The sequence below is a fragment of the Pseudomonas orientalis genome, from assembly GCF_001439815.1.
GTDB classification, from domain to species: domain Bacteria; phylum Pseudomonadota; class Gammaproteobacteria; order Pseudomonadales; family Pseudomonadaceae; genus Aquipseudomonas; species Aquipseudomonas orientalis.
Genome location: NZ_JYLM01000005.1, coordinates 117260 through 135445, shown reverse-complemented (window position 1 = coordinate 135445; position 18186 = coordinate 117260). Strand labels below are relative to the sequence as shown.

19 protein-coding genes are annotated in these 18186 nt (G+C 62.2%); 6 read left to right on the top strand and 13 right to left on the bottom strand.

Going from position 1 to position 18186, the window contains the following annotated elements; genetic code table 11:
* Window positions 1–98: 98 nt before the first annotated feature.
* The 6 genes from TU82_RS14290 to arcD (TU82_RS14265) all read right to left on the bottom strand — a co-directional run bounded on the left by TU82_RS14290 (window position 99) and on the right by arcD (TU82_RS14265) (window position 7042).
* On the bottom strand, window positions 99–1607 hold the full coding sequence (locus TU82_RS14290) for a sigma-54-dependent transcriptional regulator (RefSeq protein WP_057723824.1): 1509 nt from the start codon (window positions 1605–1607) through the stop codon (window positions 99–101).
* A gap of 220 nt (window positions 1608–1827) precedes the next feature.
* The gene (locus tag TU82_RS14285) at window positions 1828–2190 is read right to left on the bottom strand and encodes a DUF5064 family protein (RefSeq protein ID WP_057723823.1); all 363 of its coding nucleotides are present in this window, start codon (window positions 2188–2190) and stop codon (window positions 1828–1830) included.
* Between the two features lie 18 nt (window positions 2191–2208).
* Window positions 2209–3138: a carbamate kinase gene (arcC, locus tag TU82_RS14280; RefSeq protein ID WP_057723822.1), complete on the bottom strand. Its 930-nt coding sequence runs from the start codon at window positions 3136–3138 to the stop codon at window positions 2209–2211.
* A gap of 171 nt (window positions 3139–3309) precedes the next feature.
* A complete protein-coding gene (locus TU82_RS14275; protein WP_057723821.1) occupies window positions 3310–4320 on the bottom strand; it encodes an ornithine carbamoyltransferase in 1011 nt (336 codons plus the stop codon).
* 12 nt (window positions 4321–4332) lie between these two features.
* A complete protein-coding gene (arcA, locus tag TU82_RS14270) occupies window positions 4333–5589 on the bottom strand; it encodes an arginine deiminase (protein ID WP_057723820.1) in 1257 nt (418 codons plus the stop codon).
* Window positions 5590–5614: 25 nt separating this feature from the next.
* Window positions 5615–7042 (bottom strand): arginine-ornithine antiporter, encoded by a 1428-nt coding sequence (arcD, locus tag TU82_RS14265; RefSeq protein WP_057723819.1) that lies wholly within the window; start codon window positions 7040–7042, stop codon window positions 5615–5617.
* A 401-nt stretch (window positions 7043–7443) separates the two neighbouring features.
* Here arcD (TU82_RS14265) and arcD (TU82_RS14260) point away from each other — a divergent pair, with 401 nt between their 5' ends.
* On the top strand, window positions 7444–8871 hold the full coding sequence (gene arcD / locus TU82_RS14260) for an arginine-ornithine antiporter (RefSeq protein WP_057723818.1): 1428 nt from the start codon (window positions 7444–7446) through the stop codon (window positions 8869–8871).
* A 112-nt stretch (window positions 8872–8983) separates the two neighbouring features.
* On the opposite strand, the gene TU82_RS14255 is transcribed toward arcD (TU82_RS14260), so the two are convergent.
* The 7 genes from TU82_RS14255 to TU82_RS14225 form a co-directional block, all read right to left on the bottom strand.
* Window positions 8984–10333, bottom strand: coding sequence for a CoA transferase (locus TU82_RS14255; RefSeq protein ID WP_057723817.1), 1350 nt, complete (start codon window positions 10331–10333; stop codon window positions 8984–8986).
* Between the two features lie 37 nt (window positions 10334–10370).
* Window positions 10371–11717 carry a sensor histidine kinase gene (locus TU82_RS14250; RefSeq protein ID WP_057723816.1) on the bottom strand — a complete coding sequence of 449 codons (1347 nt, stop codon included), beginning with the start codon at window positions 11715–11717 and terminating at the stop codon, window positions 10371–10373.
* A gap of 69 nt (window positions 11718–11786) precedes the next feature.
* Window positions 11787–12254, bottom strand: a complete 468-nt coding sequence (locus tag TU82_RS14245; protein ID WP_057723815.1) for an LTXXQ domain protein — start codon at window positions 12252–12254, stop codon at window positions 11787–11789.
* 120 nt (window positions 12255–12374) lie between these two features.
* Window positions 12375–13052, bottom strand: coding sequence for a response regulator transcription factor (locus tag TU82_RS14240; RefSeq protein WP_057723814.1), 678 nt, complete (start codon window positions 13050–13052; stop codon window positions 12375–12377).
* Window positions 13053–13059: 7 nt separating this feature from the next.
* Window positions 13060–13467 carry an SH3 domain-containing protein gene (locus TU82_RS14235; RefSeq protein WP_057723813.1) on the bottom strand — a complete coding sequence of 136 codons (408 nt, stop codon included), beginning with the start codon at window positions 13465–13467 and terminating at the stop codon, window positions 13060–13062.
* A gap of 105 nt (window positions 13468–13572) precedes the next feature.
* Window positions 13573–13872: a YciI family protein gene (locus tag TU82_RS14230; protein ID WP_015885584.1), complete on the bottom strand. Its 300-nt coding sequence runs from the start codon at window positions 13870–13872 to the stop codon at window positions 13573–13575.
* 1 nt (window position 13873) lies between these two features.
* Window positions 13874–14467, bottom strand: a complete 594-nt coding sequence (locus tag TU82_RS14225) for a septation protein A (RefSeq protein WP_057723812.1) — start codon at window positions 14465–14467, stop codon at window positions 13874–13876.
* Window positions 14468–14554: 87 nt separating this feature from the next.
* Here TU82_RS14225 and TU82_RS14220 point away from each other — a divergent pair, with 87 nt between their 5' ends.
* From TU82_RS14220 to TU82_RS14200, 5 genes are all read left to right on the top strand, one after another.
* Complete coding sequence (locus TU82_RS14220) at window positions 14555–15418, top strand: PHP domain-containing protein (RefSeq protein WP_057723811.1); 864 nt, start codon at window positions 14555–14557, stop codon at window positions 15416–15418.
* Window positions 15419–15431: 13 nt separating this feature from the next.
* Window positions 15432–16061 carry an L-threonylcarbamoyladenylate synthase gene (locus TU82_RS14215; RefSeq protein WP_057723810.1) on the top strand — a complete coding sequence of 210 codons (630 nt, stop codon included), beginning with the start codon at window positions 15432–15434 and terminating at the stop codon, window positions 16059–16061.
* The gene (locus TU82_RS14210) at window positions 16062–16880 is read left to right on the top strand and encodes a segregation and condensation protein A (RefSeq protein ID WP_057723809.1); all 819 of its coding nucleotides are present in this window, start codon (window positions 16062–16064) and stop codon (window positions 16878–16880) included. It abuts the gene before it with no gap.
* A 12-nt stretch (window positions 16881–16892) separates the two neighbouring features.
* Complete coding sequence (scpB, locus tag TU82_RS14205) at window positions 16893–17807, top strand: SMC-Scp complex subunit ScpB (RefSeq protein ID WP_057723808.1); 915 nt, start codon at window positions 16893–16895, stop codon at window positions 17805–17807.
* 141 nt (window positions 17808–17948) lie between these two features.
* Entirely contained in the window at window positions 17949–18140 is a 192-nt protein-coding gene (locus tag TU82_RS14200) for a DUF1289 domain-containing protein (RefSeq protein ID WP_057723807.1), read from the top strand.
* The last annotated feature ends 46 nt before the right edge of the window (window positions 18141–18186 follow it).

Genomic DNA, 18186 nt, shown 5'->3' with positions numbered 1-18186 from the left:
GTCAGTGAAAGATAAGTTGGCTGACACACCGCAATCGGGGGCAAGCCCCCTCCCACATGGGTTTGTATTCCACATTTTAAATCTGCTGACTTTTGGTGTCAGGGCTTGTTGGGAATGCCGTACTTGCGCAGACGATGGGCAATCGCGGTGTGGGAGGTCTGCAGCCGGCTGGCCAGTTGGCGAGTCGAGGGGTAGCTGGTGTAGAGCTTCTCCAGCAGGTCGCGCTCGAAGTCTTCCACCGCCTGTTCCAGGCTGTCGATTTCGCCGTCGCTCTGGCGGGCGACGGACGTGCCGGCGATGTCGAGGTCGCCGATGTCCACCAGGCTGCTTTCACAGATGGCGGCGGCGCGGAAGATCACGTTTTGCAACTGGCGCACGTTGCCCGGCCAACGGTTGCCCAGCAGCGCCGGGTAGGTGCCGGGCGCCAGGCGGCAGACGGGGCGCTGGATCTGCGCACAGGCCTGCTGCATGAAGTAGCGCGCCAACAACAGGATGTCCTGGCCGCGTGCACGCAACGGGGGTACTTCAACGTTAAGCACATTGAGGCGGTAGAACAGGTCTTCGCGGAAGGTGCCTTCGCTGACCATCTTTTCCAGGTCGCGGTGGGTGGCGCTGAGGATGCGCACATTGACCTTCACTTCGCGGTCCCCGCCCACCCGGCGAAAGCTGCCGTCGTTGAGAAAGCGCAGCAACTTGGCCTGCAGGTACGGCGACATTTCGCCGATCTCATCGAGGAACACCGTGCCCTGGTTGGCCAGCTCCATCAGCCCCGGTTTGCCCCCGCGTTGCGCACCGGTAAAGGCACCCGGGGCATAACCGAACAGTTCGCTCTCGGCGAGATTCTCCGGCAGCGCGGCGCAGTTCAATGCCAGGAACGGCGCGCTATGGCGTGCGCTGGTCGCATGGCAGGCGCGCGCCACCAATTCTTTGCCGGTGCCGGTTTCGCCCTGGATCAGCAGCGGGGCGTCCAGCGCGGCCACGCGTTGCGCCCGCGCCTTCAAGGTGCGGATCACCGGGGATTCGCCCAACAGCGCGTCGAAACCTTCGGCATGGTCGTGGTGCAGCGCCGACAGTTGCTCGCCGATGCGGTTGGGCGGGTAGAGGGTGAGCAGGGCGCCGGCATCAGTGATCGGCGTGGCGTCCAGCAACAGGGTCTGGCCGTTGACGCTGATCTCGCGCAACGGCAGGCGAAAGCCATGTTCCAGCAAGGTGTCCAGCAGCCCTGGGTCATTGAACAGCGCGGCGATGCTTTCGCCGGCCGGTTCGCGCCCGTAGAGGGCGATCAACGCCGGGTTGGCCAACAGGATCGTGCCCGCGCTGTCCAGGGCCAGCACCGGGTCGGTCATGGCCGCCAGCAGCGCGTCGAGTTGCAGGTGGCGGCGCTGGCCGGGGAGGATGTCGACCACCGTCACCGCCTGCACGCCGTGCACGCTGAACAGCGCATCGCGCAGTTCCTCGAGCACCTCGGCACTCAAGGTCGGTGCGTCGATATAGACGTTGGGCGGCACCATCTCCACCGCATCCAGGTTGAGATTGCGCCCACCGAGCAGGGCCAGGACTTCCTGGGTGATGCCGACGCGGTCGATGAAGCTGACGTGGATACGCATGGGGCGAATGCAATTCTGGGGAGCAGAGGCGGCAAGTATGCCTTGGCGCGGGGCGCAGGTGAAATCTGACAACTGATGGAGATCAAATGTGGGAGGGGCGGTGCGACGATTCGACTTGCCCCCGATAGCAGTGTGTCAGCCAAAAATCTGTTACTGAGCCACCGCCATCGGGGGCAAGCCCCCTCCCACATGGTGCACCGTAGTGTGTCAGTGAAAGGGGTTATTGCAGGTGTTCGGGTTTGACCGGATCGCCTGATTTCACATCCAGTTGATGCCGCACATCCTCGAACATCAAGTCGTACTGCTTGTGCATCGAGCCGTTCAACACGGCCATCTTCGGCATGCCGTATTTTTGCGCGATGTTCATCGCATGCCGGGCAAAGTCGAATGCCTGGTCCTTGGGCAGGAAGAATTCTTCCTTGAGGTCCTTGCCCTGCACCGAACCGTGCAGCTTGAACAGCATGCCCTTGCCTTCCTTGGGGTCCTGGCTGACTTCGTAGTCGATGTGCAGGTTGTAGCTGTAGTCATGCTCGTTGAGCGCATGGCGTTCAACGTGCAAGTGTCCCGGTTCAAAGGTAGCCATAGGCGAATCTCCTCTACTTCACAGATAGGTGATGCCAGGTGTCGCCGTGCTGATGCGCGTGCCGGCGTGGCCCTGGACGATGGCTTCGATGTCCGAGAGTGAACCGATCACCGCGGTTTTGCCAGTCTGGCGGGCGAACTCGCAGGCCGCTTGCACCTTGGGCCCCATGGAACCGGCGGCGAAGCCCAGTTGTTCCATGGCGTCTGGATGAGCTTGGCTGATGGCCTTCTGGGTGGGCTTGCCGAAGTCGACGAATGCGGCGTTGACATCGGTGGCGATCACCAGCAGGTCGGCGTCCAGTTGCGCAGCGAGCAGGGAGGAACACAGGTCCTTGTCGATCACCGCTTCAATGCCTTTGAGCTTGCCGTCTTCGTCATACATGGTCGGGATGCCGCCGCCGCCGGCGCAGATCACGATGGCCTTTTTTTCCAGCAGCCATTTGATCGGGCGGATTTCGAAGATGCGTTTCGGGCGTGGGCTGGCCACGACACGGCGGTATTTGTCGCCATCCGGGGCAATGGCCCAGCCTTTTTCAGCGGCGAGTTTCTCCGCTTCGGCCTTGGCGTACACCGGGCCGATGGGCTTGGTGGGGTTCTGGAAGGCCGGGTCCTTGGCGTCCACTTCGACCTGGGTAAGCAGGGTGGCGAAGGGCACTTCGAAGTCCAGCAGGTTGCCCAGTTCCTGTTCGATGATGTAGCCGATCATGCCTTCGGTTTCGGCGCCCAGCACGTCCAGCGGGTAAGGCGAAACGCTGGTATAGGCCGCCGCCTGCAACGACAGCAGGCCGACCTGCGGGCCGTTGCCATGGGCGATCACCAGCTCGTTGCCAGCGTGGATCTTGGCGATCTGTTCGGTGGCGATGCGGATATTGGCGCGTTGGTTGTCCGCGGTCATGGGTTCACCACGGCGCAGGAGGGCGTTGCCGCCCAGGGCTACGACGATGCGCATAGAAAATGTCCTTCTGAAATCCATCGTTGTGAACACTGGTCTGAATGTGGGAGGGGGCTTGCCCCCGATAGCAGTGTGTCAGTCGAAAAATCTGTCCCTGAGGCACCGCCATCGGGGGCAAGCCCCCTCCCACATTTTGACCCTGTTCCTACCGTAGAAGCTGTGTAGAAATCAGATATCCGCCAACGCCGACACCAGGATCGCCTTGATGGTATGCATGCGGTTTTCCGCCTGCTCAAAGGCAATGTTGGCCGGCGATTCGAAGACTTCCTCGGTCACTTCCACGCCATTGGCCAGGTGCGGATAGCGCGCGGCGATGTCCTTGCCGACCTTGGTTTCGCTGTTGTGGAACGCCGGCAGGCAGTGCATGAACTTCACCCGCGGGTTGCCCGAGGCCTTCATCATTCTGGCGTTGACCTGGTACGGCAGCAGTTGCTCGATACGCTCGTCCCAGGCTTCCACCGGTTCGCCCATGGACACCCAGATATCGGTGTGGATGAAGTCCACGCCCTTGACCGCCTCGGCAGGATCTTCGGTGATGGTGATGCGGGCGCCGCTTTCTTCAGCGAAGGCCTGGCACTGTTTGATGAAATCGTCATGGGGCCACAGCGCTTTTGGCGCGCCGATGCGCACGTCCATGCCCAGCTTGGCGCCGATCATCAGCAACGAGTTGCCCATGTTGTAGCGCGCGTCCCCAAGGTAGGCGTAGCTGATGTCATGCAGCGGCTTGTCGCTGTGTTCGCGCATGGTCAGGGTGTCGGCGATCATTTGCGTGGGGTGGAATTCGGCGGTGAGGCCGTTGAACACCGGCACGCCGGCGAACTTGGCCAGCTCTTCGACGATTTCCTGCGCAAAGCCACGGTACTCGATGGCGTCGAACATGCGGCCCAGTACGCGGGCGGTGTCTTTCATGCTCTCTTTGTGGCCGATCTGCGATGACACCGGGTCGATGTAGGTGACGTGGGCGCCCTGGTCATGAGCCGCCACTTCGAACGCGCAACGGGTGCGGGTCGAGGTTTTTTCAAAGATCAGCGCGATGTTCTTGCCTTTGAGGTGCGCACGCTCAGTGCCGGTGTACTTGGCGCGCTTGAGGTCGCGGGACAGGTCCAGCAGGTAGTTCAGCTCGCGGGTGGTGTGGTGCATCAGCGACAGCAGGCTGCGGTTGCGCATATTGAAAGCCATGATGAAGTCTCCTTAATAGTCGATAGGGTCGCGGATGATCGGGCAGGTCATGCAGTGGCCGCCGCCACGGCCTCGGCCGAGTTCACCGGCACTGATGGTGATGACTTCCACCCCGGCCTTGCGCAGCAAGGTGTTGGTGTAGGTGTTGCGGTCGTAGCCGATTACCACGCCCGGTTCCACGGCCACCACGTTGTTGCCGTCGTCCCACTGCTCGCGTTCGGCGGCGAAGCTGTTGCCACCGGTCTCGACCACGCGCAGCGCCTTGAGGTTGAGCGCTGCGGCGACGGTGTCGAGAAAGTGGGTGGTCTCGCGTTGAATGTCGATACCGTGGGGCTTGCTCTCGTCAGGGCGCAGGGTGAAGGGCACGATCTGGTTGACCACTTCGGGGAAGACGGTGACCAGATCGCGGTCGCAGAAGCTGAACACGGTATCCAGGTGCATCGCCGCGCGGGATTTGGGCAGGCCGGCCACGATGACCTTCTCGACTGCCTTGTTCTTGAACAGGTTGCGCGCCAGTTGGCCGATGGCCTGGTGCGACGAGCGCTCGCCCATGCCGATCAACACCACGCCGTTGCCAATCGGCATCACGTCGCCGCCTTCGAGCGTGGCAGCGCCGTGTTCCTGGTCGGGATCGCCGTACCAGATCTGGAAGTCGGCGTTGGTGAACTCCGGGTGGAATTTATAGATGGCGCTGGTCAGCAGGGTTTCCTGGCGTCGCGCCGGCCAATACATCGGGTTGAGCGTCACGCCGCCGTAAATCCAGCAGGTGGTATCGCGGGTGAACTGGGTGTTCGGCAGCGGTGGCAGGATAAAACTGGCATGGCCGAGAAACTCGCGGAACATCTCGATGGTCCTGCCGCCGAAGCTGCTCGGCAGGTCATCGGCCGACACGCCACCGATCAGGAACTCGGTGATCTTGCGCGGCTCCAGGCTGCGCAGCCATGAGCTGACTTCATCGGCGAGGCCGACGCCCACCGTATTGGCGGTGATCTTGCGCTGCAGGATCCAGTCCAGGGCTTCGGGGATGGCGACGATGTCAGTCAGCAGGTTGTGCATTTCCAGCACATCAATGTCCCGCTCGCGCATCTTGGTGACGAAGTCGAAGTGGTCGCGCTTGGCCTGGGCCACCCAGAGCACGTCATCGAACAGCAGTTCGTCGCAGTTGTTGGGGGTCAGCCGCTGGTGGGCCAAGCCTGGGGAGCACACCATGACTTTGCGCAGTTTGCCGGCTTCGGAATGGACGCCGTACTTAGCTTTTTCCGTGGTCATTACAGATCCTCCAGTGAACATGCAGTTACAGAGTCAGGAAGCCGTCGTAGAGCCCATAGGCCGCCACCAGGGCGCCAATGACCACTGCGGCGAATATCAGCTTCTCGACGTTGGTGAATATCGGTTTGCCCAGTTCACGCTTGGCCTTGGCGAACAGGATCGCGCCGGGGGCGTAGAGCAGGGCGGACAGCAGCAGGTATTTGGTGCCGCCGGCGTAGAGCAGCCAGATCGCATAGATCAGGGCAATGGCGCCGATGAACAGGTCCTTCTTGCGTTCTTTGAGGGCGTTTTCATAGGTTTCGCCGCGTACCGCCAGCAGCAGGGCGTAGGCCGCCGACCACAGGTAGGGCACCAGGATCATCGAGGTGGCAAGGTAAATCAGCGACAGGTAGGTGCTTGCGGAAAACAGCGTGATCACCAGGAACAGTTGCACCATCGCGTTGGTCAGCCACAGGGCGTTGACCGGCACGTGGTTGGCGTTCTCCTTGCGCAGGAACTCCGGCATGGTGTGGTCCTTGGCGGCGGCGAACATGATCTCCGCGCACAGCAGCACCCACGACAGCAATGCACCCAGCAGCGAGATGATCAAGCCGACGCTGATCAGCACCGCGCCCCAGTGGCCCACCACATGCTCCAGCACGGCGGCCATCGACGGGTTCTGCAGCTTGGCCAGTTCCGGTTGGGTCATGATCCCCAGGGACAGCACGTTCACCAGCATCAGGAACAGCAGCACGGTGATAAAACCGATCACGGTGGCCTTGCCCACGTCGCTGCGTTTCTGCGCACGGGACGAGAAGATGCTGGCGCCCTCGATACCGATGAACACCCACACGGTGACCAGCATCATGTTGCGCACCTGGTTCATCACACTGCCCAGGTCCGGGTTTTTCACGCCCCAGATGTCAGCGGTGAAGATGTCCAGCTTGAACGCGAACAGTGCGATCAACACGAACAGCACCAATGGCACCACTTTGGCGACGGTGGTCACCAGGTTGATGAACGCCGCTTCCTTGATCCCGCGCAGCACCAGAAAATGCACGGCCCACAGCAACACTGACGCGCCAATCACGGCGGCCGGGGTATTGCCTTCGCCAAAGATCGGGAAAAAGTAACCGAGGGTGCTGAACAGCAACACGAAGTAACCGACGTTGCCCAGCCAGGCACTGATCCAATAACCCCAGGCGGACGAGAACCCCATGTAGTCGCCGAACCCGGCCTTGGCGTAGGCGTAGACACCGCCGTCCAGGTTCGGCTTGCGGTTGGCGAGGGTCTGGAACACGAAGGCGAGGGTCAACATGCCGATGGCGGTAATCACCCAGCCAATCAATACCGCGCCCACGTCGGCACTGGCGGCCATGTTTTGCGGCAATGAGAAGATTCCGCCGCCGATCATTGAGCCTACGACCAGTGCAACCAGCGCACCAAGCCTTAGTTTTCCGGGTGAATCAGACATTGCATGACTCCAATGCAGGAGAGAGAGATCACAGAATAATTCCGTGCGCCGATCAAACAGCTGACTCAGATCACTTCATTGGCACATTCCATTGTAAATTAATGGCTTGGAAGGGAAGTTCGTGGGACGATGAAAATCCCGAAGAAGCGCTTTGCAGAGCGCTTGCTCCCTCCTGATTAATCATTCGGTTTGGCGTGGCTGTATGACGCTAGTTCTTATTCGAGAATGTGCAAACTTTTTAATTAATGTTTGACGATTGCGTCATGCCGCCTTATTTAAATTCTAAATAGGCCTAAACTTCCTTTGTTTACATGTCTATATGTTATTAAGCACTGCGCTTATTAAGTGAATTAATAGTGCGCCCCAGTGTCAGCTGAAAAAATTTATTCCGAGGAACTTCAATGTCCCAGCCCGCACAGAAACTTCGGCTCAGTGCCCTGATCGCCCTGGTGGTGGGTTCGATGATCGGCGGTGGGATCTTTTCCCTGCCGCAGAACATGGCCGCACGCGCGGGCGTAGGTGCGGTGCTGATCGGTTGGGCCATCACGGCGGTGGGCATGCTGACCCTGGCCTTTGTGTTCCAGACCCTGGCCAACCGCAAGCCCGAGCTGGATTCCGGGGTGTATGCCTACGCCAAGGCCGGGTTTGGCGACTACATGGGGTTCTCGTCCGCCTGGGGTTACTGGATCAGCGCATGGATGGGCAATGTCGGGTACTTCGTCTTGCTGTTCAGCACCCTCGGCTACTTTTTTCCGGTGTTCGGCCAAGGCAATACGCCCTTGGCCATCGGTTGTGCGTCGGTGTTGCTGTGGGCGGTGCATTTTCTGGTGCTGCGCGGGATCAAGGAGGCGGCGTTCATCAACCAGATCACCACGGTGGCGAAGATTGTGCCGCTGCTGATGTTTATCGTGATTGCGGCGGTGGCGTTCAAGGCCGATATCTTCAGCCGCGATATCTGGGGCCTGGGCAACCCGCAAATGGGCAGTGTGACGGACCAGGTGCGGCACATGATGCTGGTCACGGTGTTTGTGTTCATCGGCATTGAAGGCGCCAGCGTCTACTCGGCGCGGGCCGAGAAACGCGCGGACGTGGGCCGGGCCACCGTGATCGGGTTTCTCGGCGTGCTGGCGCTGCTGGTGCTGGTGAATGTGCTGTCCCTGGGGATCATGAGCCAGCCGGAACTGGCGCAATTGCAAAACCCCTCCCTGGCCGGGGTGCTGGAACATATCGTCGGGCCCTGGGGGGCGATATTGATCAGCCTCGGCCTGGCGGTTTCGTTGCTGGGGGCGCTGCTTTCGTGGGCGTTGCTGTGTGCCGAAATCCTCTACGCCACCGCCCGGGACAAGACCATGCCGGCGTTCCTGAAGAAGGAAAATGCCAATCAGGTGCCGGTCAACGCGCTGTGGCTGACCAACGTGATGATCCAGGTTTTCCTGGTCATCACGCTGTTTTCAGCCAGTACCTACACCACCCTGATTTACCTGGCATCGTCGATGATTCTGGTGCCGTACCTGTGGTCGGCGGCCTATGCGGTGCTGTTGAGCGGGCGTGGGGAAACCTACGAAGGCGCCCAGCGTCGGCGCATGAAGGACTTGCTGGTGGGCCTGATTGCCCTGGCTTACGCGGTGTGGCTGTTGTATGCGGGCGGCCTGAAATACCTGCTGCTGTCGGCGCTGTTGTATGCCCCGGGTGTGATTCTGTTCGCCCAGGCCAGGCGCGAGCAGGGCCAGGCGTTGTTTACCCCGGTGGAAAAAGGCATTTTCGCGTGCGTGGTCGCGGGTGCCGGGTTGGCGGCCTATGGGCTGTACAGTGGGGTGTTGTCGTTGTGACATGATTGATAGTGACTGCACTGGCCTCATCGGGGGCAAGCCCCCTCCCACATTTGATTTGTGAACACATTCAAAAGTGGGAGGGGGCTTGCCCCCGATAGCGGTTTTGAGGTCACCACTGAGGCCGGTGCGACCCCAATTCCCCAGCCGGCAGATCCCATTGCAACGGCGTGCCGCTGATCGTCAGCGGCGCCAGCAGCCGATGCGCCTGGCCCCAGGCGGTCTGCTCCACCACCAGGCCTTGATCACCCGCTTCTTCGGCCCGCAACGCCGGCTGCTCCGGCACCTGCCCCGCGTCCACCAGTAACTTTGCCGTACGCGCCAGCGACAAGCGCGCCGAGCCACCCCGCCCGGATTTGAAGCGTTCGCCCAACGCCCGGATCGCGCTCGCCGCCATCAAATACCCGGTCGCGTGGTCCAGCGCCTGCACCGGCAGGGGCGATGGCCTGTCCGCCCGCTTCCAGACCATCCCGGCCTCGGCAATCCCGCTGCTCATCTGCACCAGGCTGTCAAAGCCGCGTCGGTTGCGCCACGGGCCGCTCCAGCCGTAGGCATTGAGGCTGACGTCGATCAGGCCCGGCGCGATGCGTTGCAGTGCGTCGCCCGCATAGCCCAATTGTTCCAACGCATCGGCACGGTAACCATGGAATAGAATGTCGGCATCTGCGAGCAACGTTTCGAAGACCTGCCGCCCTTCAGCGCTTTTCAGGTCAAGACGCGCGCAGCGCTTGCCCAGGGTCATTTCCGGCACCACGCCGGGTTCGTCCCAGGTGGGCGAGTCGATGCGCAATACGTTCGCGCCCAGGCCCGCGAGGAAACGACTGGCGACGGGGCCGGCCAGGACGCGGGTCAAATCCAGCACCTTGATACCGGCCAGCGGGCGGGCTGCGCTGCCGAGCCAGGGTTTGTCGCCGGCGCTGGCGAAGGCCTGCCGCTGGACCAGTGGCTCGGCATTCACCGCCAGGCCTTGCGGGTGACTTTGCCAGGCTTGCCAGTTACGCATTTGCGCCGCACACCCACCTTCGTCGACAACAGCCTGCTCCAGTTCGGCGGCGCTCCACTTGGCGACCTGATGCGCCATTTGCGTGCGGTCGGTCACCTTGCCCAGCACCCGTTCAGCGGCGGCGCGGTGATGGGGCGCATTGGTGTGCAGGCGAATCCAGCCGTCGGCGCTGGCGTAGTCACCGGCTATGGGGTCCCACAGCGGCGGCACCTGCCAGCCCAGCGGGCGAATCGATGAGGAGAACCACAACGAGGCGAGGCGGCGGTCTACGCTGATACCGGGCAAGCGCCCGCTCAGTTGCTGGATCAACTCGGCAACGGCCTGGCCGGCGACGCCGATACTGGCGGCGGCCAGGTCAGTCACGGCGAACGCCGAGGGCAGGGCGCCGGGCTCGTTCAGGGTCAGCGGGGTGTGCGGTAGATCGAGTGCGGCTTGGATGGGTGTCAGCAGGTCAGTCATCGAAGGCCCTCCATAAGAGAAGGGGCACTATAGAAGATCATCCGGCCGGTGTGACAACCCCAGGGGCCAATGGCAGTTCGATACTGGCAATAAAGCCGCCGCCTGGGTGATTGGCCAGGATCAGGTGGCCGCCATGGCGTTCGGCGGCGCGCCGTGCAATCGCCAGGCCCAGGCCGTGGCCTTGGGCGGTCTGGCCGGGTGCGCGGTAGAACGGCTCGCCCAGTTGGGTCAGGTGCTCGGCTTCGACGCCGGGGCCGTGATCGCGCACGCTGATCAGGATCCGCTCGCCGTGCCGCTGCGCGTGCAACTCGATGGGTTGGCCGGCCGGGTTGAAGCGCTGGGCATTGCGCAGCAGGTTATCCACGGCGCGCTCGATCATGGTCGGCCAGCCCTTGAGGCGCAGGTCGGGCTCGGCCGTCAGTTGCACCTCTTGCTCCGGCGCGCTGAGTTGGGCGTCCTTTTGCAGCGTCTTGAGCAGCGGGTTGAGGTCGATCTCTTCGGCGCTGGCGTTGTCGGCGTCCACCCGGGCCAGTACCAGAATCTCACTGATCAGGGCTTCCAGGCGGTCGCATTCGCGGGTCAGGCGCGGCCAGAGCTTTTCCCGTTCTTCGGGGCTGGCGCGCTCGGCCAGGGCCAGAGCGATACGCAAGCGGGCCAGGGGCGAGCGCAGTTCGTGGGAGACGTCGCGCAGCAGTTGGCGCTGGCTGCCGATCAGGCTTTGCAGGCGGGCGCCCATGCGGTTGAAGTCGGTGGCCAGCACGCCGAATTCATCGCGGCGGTTGGCCAGTTGCGCCAGGCTGTTCTGCTGGTACGTGGCCTGGCCCAGGTCATGCACCGCGCCGCGCAGTCGGCTTAAGGGGCGGGTGATGGACAGGGTCACCAACAGGCTGAACAGCGTCAGCACCACCAGGGCAATGGCCAGGGCGCTGAACGGCCACAACAGGCTGCTGCGGTGCCAGGCGTCCAGCTCCGGATGGGGAATGCGATAAATCAGCAGGTAGGTGTCACCGGTTTTCTCGCTGGTGTATTCGGCGGTCAGGCGCCGCCAGGGCAGATGGCCGTCCTGGCTGTCATTCTGCCGGGCTTCGAAGGCGGCTGCGCGGCGCGGGAAGGTGCCGCGTACCACCGGCTCGCCGCCTTCGTTGAGCACTTGCACGTCGATGTGGTACTGGCGTTTGCGTTGCTGCAGCAACGCCTGGGCCGCCTCTTCACCCTGGGCTTCGTAGAGTTGCGTCCACTCCTGCGCCAGGTTGTTGAGGCCCGGATGGCGGCTGAGAATCCAGGCGTCCTGGTTCAGCATATGCCCGAGCAGGATCGACAACCCGGCAACCAGGGCGATGGCCAGCCAGAAACTCGCCAGGATGCGCCAGAACAATGACCGCACAGGAAACCCTCAAACAGGAAAAGCCCAGCGGCGGGGGGCCACTGGGCTGGGAGCATTAACGCTGGGGCATTATTGCGCTTTTTGCGGCTGTTGCGCTTTCCAGGCCTGGAATTCCTTCCACTCGGCACGGCGCTGCTCTTGTTGCTTGACGATCTCGTCGAACTTCTTCTGCTGGTCCGGATTCAGTACGGCGCGGATGCCGGCCTGGGTTTTCTGCTTGCCGGCGGCGATCTCGTCCTGCATGGCTTTCTGGTCAGCGGCCGGCAGTTTGTCCAGGTACTTCTGGGTCAGGTCTTTGCGAGCGTGCCATTGGTCACCCATCAGCTTGCGAATCTGCTCGCGTTGTTCCTTGCTCAAATCCAGCTGGCTGAACGGGCCGCCTTTACCACGCGGGCCGTGTTCACCGTGACCCGGGCCACCCATCATGTGGCCTTCCGGGCCGCCCATCGGACCTGGGCCTGGGCCTTCCGGCAGGGCGGCCATGGCGACGGCAGGCAGTGCAGCGGCGAACATCAAAGCGATAAGGGTCTTGCGCATGGTGATTCTCCTGTCTCTGTTCCGGTGAGTCCGGATGTGAGTAGGTTACCCAGAGCAAGGTCAGCCGCCGTCAGGGGAGCGTAAAGGTTTGGTAAGGGTGAGGCGGCTGTCTATGATCGTTCAAGGCGCGTAGTAGTAACCGCGACTGCGCAGCGCCACGATCCGCGGCCGACCGTCCGGGTGCGGGCCGATTTTCTTGCGCAGGTTGCTCACGTGCATGTCCAGGCTGCGGTCGTACAGGGTCAACTTGCGGCCCAGGGCGATCTGCGCCAGTTCCTGTTTATCCAGGGGTTCGCCGGGTTGGCGCAGCAGCGCTTCGAGCAGGCGGCTTTCGGAGACGGTCAGGGTAAATTCCTGTTGGTCGATGCTGACCACCCCGCGCACCGGGCTGAAGCACAGATCGCCCAGTTCCAGTTGGGTCGACACGGCAGCCGGGTGACTGCGCCGCAGCACGGCGCGCAGGCGCGCGGTGAGTTCGCGCGGATCGCAGGGCTTGGCCAGGTAATCGTCGGCGCCCAGTTCCAGGCCGAGGATGCGGTCCAGGGGTTCGCCCCGGGCCGAGAGCATCAGCACCGGCAACTCCGGATGGTCGTTGCGCAATTGCTTGAGCAACTCCAGGCCGCTGCCGTCGGGCAGCATCACGTCGAGCACCACCGCCGCCGGAGCGGCTTCGGCCAAGGCCTTGCGGGCGCTGGAGCCGTCATGGCAGGCGCGCACCTGGAAACCTTCCTGGCTCAGCCAACTGGTCAGCAGCTCACAGAGCTCCTGGTCATCATCTATCAGTAACAGCTCGCTCATGACTCACTCAATTTAGCCATTGTCGACGACGACGGTGCCCACCGCTGGCAAAGATACCGCACAGCAAGGCGATCAGTGCGACGGCCGCGCCGATGACAAACCATTGCTGCTGCTCGGTCAGCCATCGGGTCAAGGCGCCGCCCTGTGTCTCTTTGAGTTGCTGGGCCAGGCGTTGGTTCTCCTGGCGCAAGCGACTCAGTTGCGCGCTTTCCTGGCTCGATTGCGCGCCTTGCAGCTGCTTGCTCAATGCTTCGCGTAGCCCTTCGCTTTCTTTCAAGCGTTGCTGCAATTCGGTGATCTGGCTGCCGGCACTCAAGGACAGCGGCGTGGAGCTGCCACCATTGGAGAGCTCTTCAGCCTGGGCCGTCGCCCCGATCATTAACACTGTCAACAGACACCACTGACGTAAGCGCATCGGAACTCCTGATTCCACACGAATATTCAGAATGTTGTCGGCAGGTTACCGGGAATAATGAGCCATCGGGTTGCGCCGAACCGTTCAGGTTCGGCGCAACCGGACTCAGGGCAGGACTTGCTTGAACGGCTTGATCACGACATCGGCGTAGACGCCCGCCGCCACATAAGGATCAGCCTTGGCCCACGCCTGGGCATCGGCCAGGGACGCGAACTCGGCGACGATCAGGCTGCCGGTGAAACCCGCGTCGCCCGGGTCGTTGCTGTCGACGGCCGGGTGCGGGCCGGCCAGTACGATGCGGCCTTCGGCTTGCAGCTGCTTGAGGCGCTCGACATGGGCCGGGCGTACGCTCAGGCGTTTTTCCAGCGAGTTGGCAACATCGGTGGCAATGATGGCGTAGAGCATGTCAGTCCTCGGTTTTCGGCGTGGTGGCAGTGTCATGCAGGTGGCGCGACAGGTAGATACCCTGGCCGACCAGGAACAGCAGGGTCATGGCCAGGCTGCCGAACACCTTGAAGTCGACCCAGTAATCTTGAAAGGTAAAGGCCACGAACAGGTTGGCGGCACCGCAGAAGAGGAAAAACACGATCCAGGCCACGTTCAAGCGTACCCAGATCGGCTCCGGCAAGGTCAGCGCGTGGCCCATGATCCGCTTGATCAGCAGGCGATCACCAATGAAGTGGCTGCCGATGAAGACCAGGGCGAACAGCCAGTTGACTACCGGGGCTTTCCATTTGAGGAAGGTTTCGCTGTGGAAGGCCAGGGTCAGGCCGCCGAACACCAGGCAGGCGACGAGGGTCAGCCACTGGCTTTTTTCCAGTTTGCGCTGGGAGATGAAAATGGCGCCGTAGACCACGATGGAGCTGATGATCAGCACGGCGGTGGCGCTGTAGATGCCGCCGAACGCCAGTTCGTGGCCGGCGATTTCGATGACCCTGGGGTCGAGCTTGGTAACGATGAAAAACAGCAACAGCGGGATGAAGTCGATGAATTGTTTCACAGTAAGAGCCAGAAGCTGGATGTGGCGGCATAATAACAAACATCCTTGGTTGCGATAGCGCCAGCTGACTTGAGGTTACACACTCCCGTGAATGTTGATTTGCACTGCCACAGCACGGCCTCCGACGGCGCCCTGGCGCCCGCGGTACTGGTTGCGCGTGCGTTTGAAAAAGGCGTGCGAGTCCTGTCGCTGACCGACCACGACACCCTCGAAGGCCTCGATGAGGCCCGCGCGGCGGCCCATGCCTTGGGTATGCAATTGGTCAACGGCGTGGAATTGTCCTGCACCTGGGGCGGCGCCACCATTCATGTGCTCGGCTACGGTTTCGAGCAGAACGCCCCCGCCCTGGTGGCCGCCATCGCCCAATTGCACGATGGCCGCTGGCTGCGGTCCGAAGAAATAAGCCGCAAGCTCAGCCTTAAAGGCATGCCCGGCGCCCTTGACGGCGCCCGCGCGGTCCAGCAGGAACTGGGTGACAGCGGCAATGCACCGGCCCGGCCGCACTTTGCCGACTGGATGGTGCGTGAAGGGTTCGTCAAGGACCGCGCCGAAGCCTTCCGTAAATGGTTGGGCGCGGGCAAGCTGGGCGATGTGAAGCAACATTGGCCGACCCTGGAAGACACCGTCGGCACCCTGCGGGCCGCCGGGGCCTGGGTCAGCATGGCGCATCCCTGGCATTACGATTTCACCCGCAGCAAGCGCCGCAAGCTGATCGGCGACTATATTGGGGCGGGTGGTCACGCGATCGAAGTGGTCAACGGGCATCAACCCGCCGAGCAGGTCGGCAGCCTGGCGATCCTGGCGCGAGAATTTGGTCTGCTGGTCAGTGCCGGCAGTGATTTCCATGGCCCGGGCGGCTGGTCCGAGATCGGCGAGTATCGCCAGGTCCCGGAAGATCTGCCGCTGTTGTGGGGGCGATTCAAGCATGACCCCATTATTGCCACCGTCTGAACAGGTAGAACACGTGAGTCAATTCTTCCAGATTCACCCGGAAAACCCCCAGGCGCGCCTGATCAAGCAGGCCGTCGAGATCATTCGCGCCGGCGGCGTGGTGATCTATCCAACTGATTCGTCCTACGCCATTGGTTGCCAGATCGGCGACAAGGGCGCGGTCGAGCGGGTCAGACGCCTGCGTGAGCTGGACAAGAATCATAACTTCGCGCTGATCTGCAGCGACTTGTCGCAGTTGGGGCTGTTCGCCAAGGTCGACACGGGCACCTTCCGCCTGCTCAAGGCGCACACGCCAGGGCCCTACACCTTCATTCTCAACGCCACTCGCGAAGTGCCGCGCCTGCTGCTGCACCCGAAGAAGCGCACCATTGGCCTGCGGGTGCCGGAACACCCGATTGCCCTGGCGCTGCTGGCCGAGCTGGGCGAGCCGCTGATGAGCGTGTCGTTGATCATGCCCGGCGATACCGAGCCGCTGGAAGATCCCTATGAAATGCGCCAGTTGCTGGAAAAACATGTCGACCTGATCATCGACGGCGGCTTCGGCGGCGGCAAGGCCTCTACCGTGATCAACCTGGCCGACGGCGAACCCGAAGTGATCCGCGTCGGTTGCGGCGACCCGACGCCGTTCATGGTCGAGGCCTGAATGTCGGTCGTGGAAACCGTCGATCCCCAGGCGGGCGCCCAGCAGGAGCTGCCATTTGCCATGGTCTATGGCCAGGCAGTCATGGAAATGCCGCTGGACCTGTACATCCCCCCGGACGCCCTGGAAGTCTTTCTCGAGGCCTTCGAAGGCCCGCTGGACTTGCTGCTGTACCTGATCCGCAAACAGAACATCAACATCCTCGATATTCCCGTGGCGGAAATCACCCGGCAGTACATGGGCTATGTCGAATTGATGCAGACGGTGCGCCTGGAGCTGGCCGCCGAATACCTGGTGATGGCCGCCATGCTCGCCGAGATCAAGTCGCGCATGCTGCTGCCGCGCTCGGAGACGGTCGAGGCCGAAGAAGATGACCCGCGCGCCGAACTGATCCGTCGCTTGCAGGAATACGAGCGCTTCAAGGCGGCTGCCGAAGGTATCGACGGCTTGAGCCGCGTAGGCCGCGATGTGGTGGTGCCCAAGCTGGATGCGCCCGAAGCCCGCGCGCGCAAGCTGTTGCCTGACGTCAGCCTGGAAGAATTGCTGATGTCCATGGCCGAGGTGCTGCGCCGTGGCGACATGTTTGAAAGCCACCAGGTCAGCCGCGAAGCCCTGTCCACCCGCGAGCGCATGAGCGATGTGCTGGAGCGCCTCAAGGGCGGCGGGTTTGTGCCGTTTGTCGAGCTGTTCACCGCAGAAGAAGGGCGCCTGGGCGTGGTGGTGACCTTCATGGCGATCCTGGAGCTGGTCAAGGAGTCCTTGGTCGAGTTGGTCCAGAACGAGCCGTTTGCGGCTATCCATGTGCGGGCGCGAGCCGAATAACGAGCTGAATCGATGAATCTGACTGAACCCCGCGAACTGGCGCCCTTGCTGGAAGCGTTTCTCCTGGCCTCGGGCAAGCCGCAATCCCTGGAGCGCCTGTTCGAACTCTTTGAAGAGGCCGAACGTCCCGAACCGCCTGTGTTCAAGAAGGCGCTGGAGATCCTGCGCAAGTCCTGTGACGGTCGCGCCTTTGAATTGCGTGAGGTGGCATCGGGCTATCGCCTGCAGATCCGCGAGAAGTTTTCCCCTTGGGTGGGACGCTTGTGGGAAGAACGTCCGCAGCGTTATTCACGGGCGATGCTGGAAACCATGGCGCTGATCGCCTATCGCCAGCCGATCACCCGGGGCGAGATCGAAGATGTGCGCGGCGTGGCGGTCAACAGTCATATCGTCAAGACCTTGCTGGAACGCGAGTGGATCCGCATCGTCGGCTACCGTGACGTGCCCGGCAAACCGGCAATGTTCGCCACCACCAAAGTGTTCCTCGACCACTTCAACCTGAAAAACCTCGACGACCTGCCGCCGCTGGCTGAGCTGCGCGAGATGGAAGCCGAGCCGGTGCTGGATTTCGACGACGCGCCCGTCCCGGCTGGCCTTCAGGAGCTGGCCGACGCCAGCGCCGAGCCGGAAGAACCGAAGGACGAGACCAGTTTCCATACGCTGTTGCTGGAACTGGACGACATGGAGCAAGGGATCAAGACCGACTTTGATGACTTATTGCGCGATGCTGCCGACGAGTCGCAGACCGAGGTGAGCGTTGAACCCGCGCCCGACGTCGAAGAAGACATCCTCGGCGTCGCCGATGCCCGCGAAAAACTGCTGGCCGCCGTCGCCGCTCTTGAACAGCCGCCGCTGAGCGATGAGGAAGACGAAGCCCGAGCCCTGGCCGAGGCCATCGAAAACGAACGCCGCCAACTCGAAGACTGATGTGATCCAATGTGGGAGGGGGCTTGCCCCCGATAGCAGGGTGTCAGTCAGCACAACCATCACTGATACACCGCAATCGGGGGCAAGCCCCCTCCCACATTTGATCTCCTGCATTTTTGATCTTCATTGTCTGGGGCAAACATGACTTCTACCAAAGATCCCTGCATCAGCATCTGCAAGTTCAACGACGACATCTGCGTCGGCTGCGGCCGCAGCAAGCGCGAAATCCGCGCCTGGAAGAAACTCGACAAAGTCGACAAACGCACGGTGCTGGCCGAAGCCGAGCTGCGCTTGCTGGCCCTGGGCGCCACCGGTCGGCGGAAAAGCAAATGACTTGGGTGTTATCGACTACTCTCTGATGCGCAACACGCGGCATGCG

What these genes read in the sequence shown, in the direction of transcription:
- TU82_RS14290 (WP_057723824.1), bottom strand. Translation starts at nt 1,607, where the DNA reads ATGCGTATCCACGTCAGCTTCATCGACCGCGTCGGCATCACCCAGGAA.
- TU82_RS14285 (WP_057723823.1), bottom strand. Translation starts at nt 2,190, where the DNA reads ATGGCTACCTTTGAACCGGGACACTTGCACGTTGAACGCCATGCGCTC.
- arcC (WP_057723822.1), bottom strand. Translation starts at nt 3,138, where the DNA reads ATGCGCATCGTCGTAGCCCTGGGCGGCAACGCCCTCCTGCGCCGTGGT.
- TU82_RS14275 (WP_057723821.1), bottom strand. Translation starts at nt 4,320, where the DNA reads ATGGCTTTCAATATGCGCAACCGCAGCCTGCTGTCGCTGATGCACCAC.
- arcA (WP_057723820.1), bottom strand. Translation starts at nt 5,589, where the DNA reads ATGACCACGGAAAAAGCTAAGTACGGCGTCCATTCCGAAGCCGGCAAA.
- arcD (WP_057723819.1), bottom strand. Translation starts at nt 7,042, where the DNA reads ATGTCTGATTCACCCGGAAAACTAAGGCTTGGTGCGCTGGTTGCACTG.
- arcD (WP_057723818.1), top strand. Translation starts at nt 7,444, where the DNA reads ATGTCCCAGCCCGCACAGAAACTTCGGCTCAGTGCCCTGATCGCCCTG.
- TU82_RS14255 (WP_057723817.1), bottom strand. Translation starts at nt 10,333, where the DNA reads ATGACTGACCTGCTGACACCCATCCAAGCCGCACTCGATCTACCGCAC.
- TU82_RS14245 (WP_057723815.1), bottom strand. Translation starts at nt 12,254, where the DNA reads ATGCGCAAGACCCTTATCGCTTTGATGTTCGCCGCTGCACTGCCTGCC.
- TU82_RS14240 (WP_057723814.1), bottom strand. Translation starts at nt 13,052, where the DNA reads ATGAGCGAGCTGTTACTGATAGATGATGACCAGGAGCTCTGTGAGCTG.
- TU82_RS14235 (WP_057723813.1), bottom strand. Translation starts at nt 13,467, where the DNA reads ATGCGCTTACGTCAGTGGTGTCTGTTGACAGTGTTAATGATCGGGGCG.
- TU82_RS14230 (WP_015885584.1), bottom strand. Translation starts at nt 13,872, where the DNA reads ATGCTCTACGCCATCATTGCCACCGATGTTGCCAACTCGCTGGAAAAA.
- TU82_RS14210 (WP_057723809.1), top strand. Translation starts at nt 16,062, where the DNA reads ATGTCGGTCGTGGAAACCGTCGATCCCCAGGCGGGCGCCCAGCAGGAG.
- scpB (WP_057723808.1), top strand. Translation starts at nt 16,893, where the DNA reads ATGAATCTGACTGAACCCCGCGAACTGGCGCCCTTGCTGGAAGCGTTT.
- TU82_RS14200 (WP_057723807.1), top strand. Translation starts at nt 17,949, where the DNA reads ATGACTTCTACCAAAGATCCCTGCATCAGCATCTGCAAGTTCAACGAC.